Source organism: Sporosarcina sp. BP05, assembly GCF_014282005.1.
In the GTDB taxonomy this organism is placed as follows: domain Bacteria; phylum Bacillota; class Bacilli; order Bacillales_A; family Planococcaceae; genus Sporosarcina.
In genome coordinates this window covers 1-3,838 of record NZ_JACFTD010000046.1, presented here as the reverse complement: position 1 = coordinate 3,838, position 3,838 = coordinate 1, and the positions used below count along the sequence as shown (strand labels likewise).

Below are 3,838 nucleotides of genomic sequence, written 5' to 3'. Positions count from 1 at the left end.
GACTGATTTTCCAAGTCTTTCAGTATCGAGCGTGACTGCGTTTCTAGCTGTTCCAAGTCCTTTTCTATGTTTAACTCGAATAACTGGGGTTCTCGTGCTATCAAACGTAAACGAGCGTTCAGATCCCCGATTTCTTTTGATAGGTTTTTCAGATTTTGTTGTTCCTCTTTCTCTTTCAATTTGTCGGCTAAACTCATGCTCCAATCCCTCCTTTTCGTAGTTGAAACCAAGACTTTTTCCCCGTATAAATCTTTGTTGGTCGGGGTGTTTAAAACTGATTGTGTCGCCCCTCAACTTCATTTCTATATCAAAATTATCTTTCAAGGATTTTTCTAAATTCGGAAGACTGGAAACCTCATTTTTTGAGTGGTCAATTGCTTGACGAACCTCGTCTTTCCAACTGATTTCCCCTTTTTCTAGCAAAGCTTTTTCTGCAAGCGTATAACGAACCGGTGAATCGTGTTCTTTTACAACGGACAAATCATTTTCAAGACACAATTGATCACTGGCAGCACGAATTTTAAAAAGTTCCTCTTTGCCATGAGCATGATATTTTTTACCCGTATCGGGATTGACCGAGTTAATCACAATGTGGTTATGAATGTGGTCAGTATCAGTGTGCGTGTAAACTGCGACCTCGAAGCCTGGTGCAATTTTTTTCGCTAATTCCACCCCGATTTCATTTGCTTTTTCGGGAGTAATTTCATCGGGTTTGAAGGACTGAATAACGTGGTGTGCTTGAATCCCGTCAGTTTTCCCCCACATTTCACGAGTTGCCTTGAATTGGGCCATTGCATAATCAGCCGAACATTCCACACCATCACGCACCACTGCACGTTTTTCTGCGTAAGAAATCAATTTACTCGCTACTTTTGCAGTGCCTCGCTGAATAGTTGCCAAATCGCTTCCAACTCCTTATTAATTGCTTGCAAATCGCCATTGATCGCACGCAATTCAACGTCAGAATCCGAATTTCCCGCATTTACTCCCTTTGCCAATTGGTTCACGTTGCTCCCAATGGCACGTAATTGCCGAGAAATCTCTTTTGCCCCGTCACCGTCAATTTGCGGTGAGCGCATTTTTGCCCCTTGTGCCTTCTTTTTGCAAAAGTTTGGCACAGTCATACCAACGATTTTCGCCATCTGCTCAAGTCGTTCGTACTCCAAATCATTCACACGAAAGTTCACCTGACGGCTCTCTTTTCGGTTCACCAAAAGAACGCCCCCCTATCCAAAATGTTCATTTTGTTAAACCTATGCTATCACATGGTTTCGGGAGTTGGCAAGCTGTACCTATGCTAGCCACTTCGTGTCTACATAGCGCTTGTTGGGGAGTCCCCCAATCCCCCTAAAATCAAGTGCTAGTGCTTGAAAAAAGCCGTCCTTGTGGCCGTTTTTTCACGAATATCATAATCGAGTGACCCACCCTTTCCCTTTGTGGTCAAGGTGGATCACTCGATTATGATATTTAAATTTCCACCCTCCTTGATTGCTCGACTGCCTTTATGGCAGTCCTTCAGCCTTAATGGCAAGTTCAAGAAATAAAATCAAGAGAAAGGTCAAAATAACAAGGTCAAAACATTTACCTAAAAGAAGAGATAAGAAGGAGAGAATACTAGTCTACTTAGGTATGACTAGCTTTGTTGAAAATAGTTATAATCTACTGGCGTAGGTTTTATAATCTACCAGCGTAGGTTTTATAATCTACTAGCGTAGGTTTTATAATCTAGGAGCATAGATTATATAATCTGTTTTGGATTATAACTTTCAAAGTTAGTGCTTGCTAATGGATATAATCTATAATACAATACAGATTATAAACAGTAACACGGAAAGAGGGAGAAGTGATTGGTAGTGATGGATAGAGAGCATTTAAAAGGCATGATTGGTGATACTGAAAAGAAAAAAATCACAAGAGAAATAACTGAAAAAATTATTGATCAAACTACTGGTGAATTACTAATTGAAAAAAATACAGAAGAAGCCTACGTGTCCAAAGAACCCGACTTTATAAAGCTTTACCTAGACAACATACTAATGATTAACAACCTCCCAAACGGCTTACAGAAGAGCCTTAACGTCCTTTTAAAACGCATGGGATATGACAACATAGTTGTCTTAAATGCCTATATAAAAAAACAAATGGCTGAAGAACTTGAATATAAAACCGTCCAAAGCCTGAACAACAATATAAATAAATTAGTTCAACAAGGAATCATGATAAGAAAAGGAACAGGAACTTACGAAATGAATTCATTCTTATTTGGTCGTGGGACTTGGGATAACATCAAAAAAATACGTTTAAATCTCGTTTTTGAAAATGGACAAGTCACTCAAAAAGCAGAGTTTGAAAGAAATGATGAAGAATGAACTGCTCTTATTGCCAAACCGAAAACCAAAATAACATTGATAAATGCACGTTCTGTAACGCTCCATTTACCATAAGCAGACCAAAACAAAAAGACTTTCTAGCCTTGGAACTCGCTGAAAAGACTTTTGAAGAACTGATTCAATTTCACACTTATGATTTACTGGTTCTCCTTCGTTTGGTGCGTGCTGAACGCTCCACCGCTTACGACATCATGATAAGCATTCAAAGACTATTGAAAAAAGCCCCAGAAGGCTCACAAGACGATTCCGGCAATGCGGAGTTAGTTAAACACACCGAAGCTGATTACAGACGTTACACGAGCCGCATGAAGGTTCTAGAAGGTATTTTAATCGACCGTATGGGGTACAAGCCAAAACGAGTTGATAATAAACTCCTTGAAGCCTTACAAACCAAGATACAAAGAAATTGATAGAAAAAAGGGATAAAGCCTTGATACAACTGGAACCGCAAATTGCAATTGTACAAAGCAATATCATCTGCACAGATTTTGTAACTTACAGCAAAAAAACCGATTCCCTTACAAACTTTAGGAATCGGTTTTTAAAATTAGACTTATTCTGCAATCGCACCCATTAGTTGCAAACGAAAAAACACAATAGTTACTTTTTGTTTTTCAACTCTAAGAATATAGGAGTTATATTTAATAAAATAGATATGATCGTCAAAACCCATAAGGCTGTTGCCATTGTGGGTACTACATCTAATAATGCAGGCCAATCTTCTGCCTTTACCCAATCGGACACCATACTGTAATCTGCAACAATTGTCAGCGCCGTAAATGATAATCCCATTGCCATTGCCAATTTATAATCTTTGCCTGTTACGTACATATAAAGATTTATACAAGTTGCTATTATTGCGATAAGACCGAATATTACCCACATAACTATACCTCCATTCCCACTGAAAGTTCTCATTAATCAAGACCGAGCGAGATAGTAAATGGTTGCATAATCGCAACTAAATGGCCAGTTTGTTGAATATGAACAAAAAGCTCTTTGTATCATCCTTTCAATCCTGCCATAAAGGCTAAGGGACTGCCATAAAGGCAGTCAGCATTCAAGGAAGGCTGTTCAGTAATTGCATGAATATTGCTGTTAGAATTGCGACTGGAATAGCCGTTAAACAACGTTCGAGCCAATTTTCAACCATCGCAGAATGTCTTTTGTTTTTAATTTCTTTCTGAAGACTACCTTTCGCGATCTTGACTTCTTTTTCTAGGTTTCCTAGCATCCGTTTTTGTTGCTGAAGGCTGTTCTTCAGTATTTCTTGCATGTGATTTTCTATTGTCGAGTGAATGTTTTGCAGTGACTGCTGCGTCTCTCGATTTGTCCTCTGGAATGATTGTTCCGCTTGCATCACGGTGTTTTTCAACTCGCCTATCAAGTCTTTCAAGGAGTTCGCGGTGTTTAAGTTTTCTACTCTCAACGTTCGGAGTTGTTGACCC

At 39.1% G+C, this 3,838-nt stretch carries 6 protein-coding genes; 2 read left to right on the top strand and 4 right to left on the bottom strand.

What is annotated here, in order from left to right; translation table 11 throughout:
• Positions 1-900, bottom strand: a 900-nt coding sequence (locus tag H2672_RS18940; RefSeq protein WP_186673941.1) for a relaxase/mobilization nuclease domain-containing protein, incomplete at its 3' end; no start/stop codon positions are given.
• Complete coding sequence (locus tag H2672_RS18935; RefSeq protein ID WP_370569710.1) at positions 867-1,211, bottom strand: plasmid mobilization protein; 345 nt, start codon at positions 1,209-1,211, stop codon at positions 867-869. The genes H2672_RS18940 and H2672_RS18935, both read right to left, overlap by 34 nt.
• A 645-nt stretch (positions 1,212-1,856) precedes the next feature.
• Here H2672_RS18935 and H2672_RS18930 point away from each other — a divergent pair.
• Together H2672_RS18930 and H2672_RS18925 are read left to right on the top strand one after the other, a co-directional pair.
• The gene (locus H2672_RS18930) at positions 1,857-2,369 is read left to right on the top strand and encodes a helix-turn-helix domain-containing protein (RefSeq protein WP_186673943.1); all 513 of its coding nucleotides are present in this window, start codon (positions 1,857-1,859) and stop codon (positions 2,367-2,369) included.
• Complete coding sequence (locus H2672_RS18925) at positions 2,366-2,800, top strand: hypothetical protein (RefSeq protein ID WP_186673938.1); 435 nt, start codon at positions 2,366-2,368, stop codon at positions 2,798-2,800. Before H2672_RS18930 ends, H2672_RS18925 begins: the two co-directional genes overlap by 4 nt.
• Before the next feature lie 190 nt (positions 2,801-2,990).
• Here the strand turns inward: H2672_RS18925 and H2672_RS18920 are convergent, their stop codons facing one another.
• Both H2672_RS18920 and H2672_RS18915 read right to left on the bottom strand, forming a co-directional pair.
• Entirely contained in the window at positions 2,991-3,275 is a 285-nt protein-coding gene (locus tag H2672_RS18920; protein ID WP_186673937.1) for a hypothetical protein, read from the bottom strand.
• Positions 3,276-3,450: 175 nt separating this feature from the next.
• A partial coding sequence (locus H2672_RS18915) for a hypothetical protein (RefSeq protein WP_186673936.1) occupies positions 3,451-3,838 on the bottom strand: 388 nt, incomplete at its 5' end.

Bases quoted from the DNA above. Each gene is read 5' to 3' on its own strand.
- H2672_RS18930 (WP_186673943.1), top strand. From the start codon at position 1,857: ATGGATAGAGAGCATTTAAAAGGCATGATTGGTGATACTGAAAAGAAA.
- H2672_RS18925 (WP_186673938.1), top strand. From the start codon at position 2,366: ATGAACTGCTCTTATTGCCAAACCGAAAACCAAAATAACATTGATAAA.
- H2672_RS18920 (WP_186673937.1), bottom strand. From the start codon at position 3,275: ATGTGGGTAATATTCGGTCTTATCGCAATAATAGCAACTTGTATAAAT.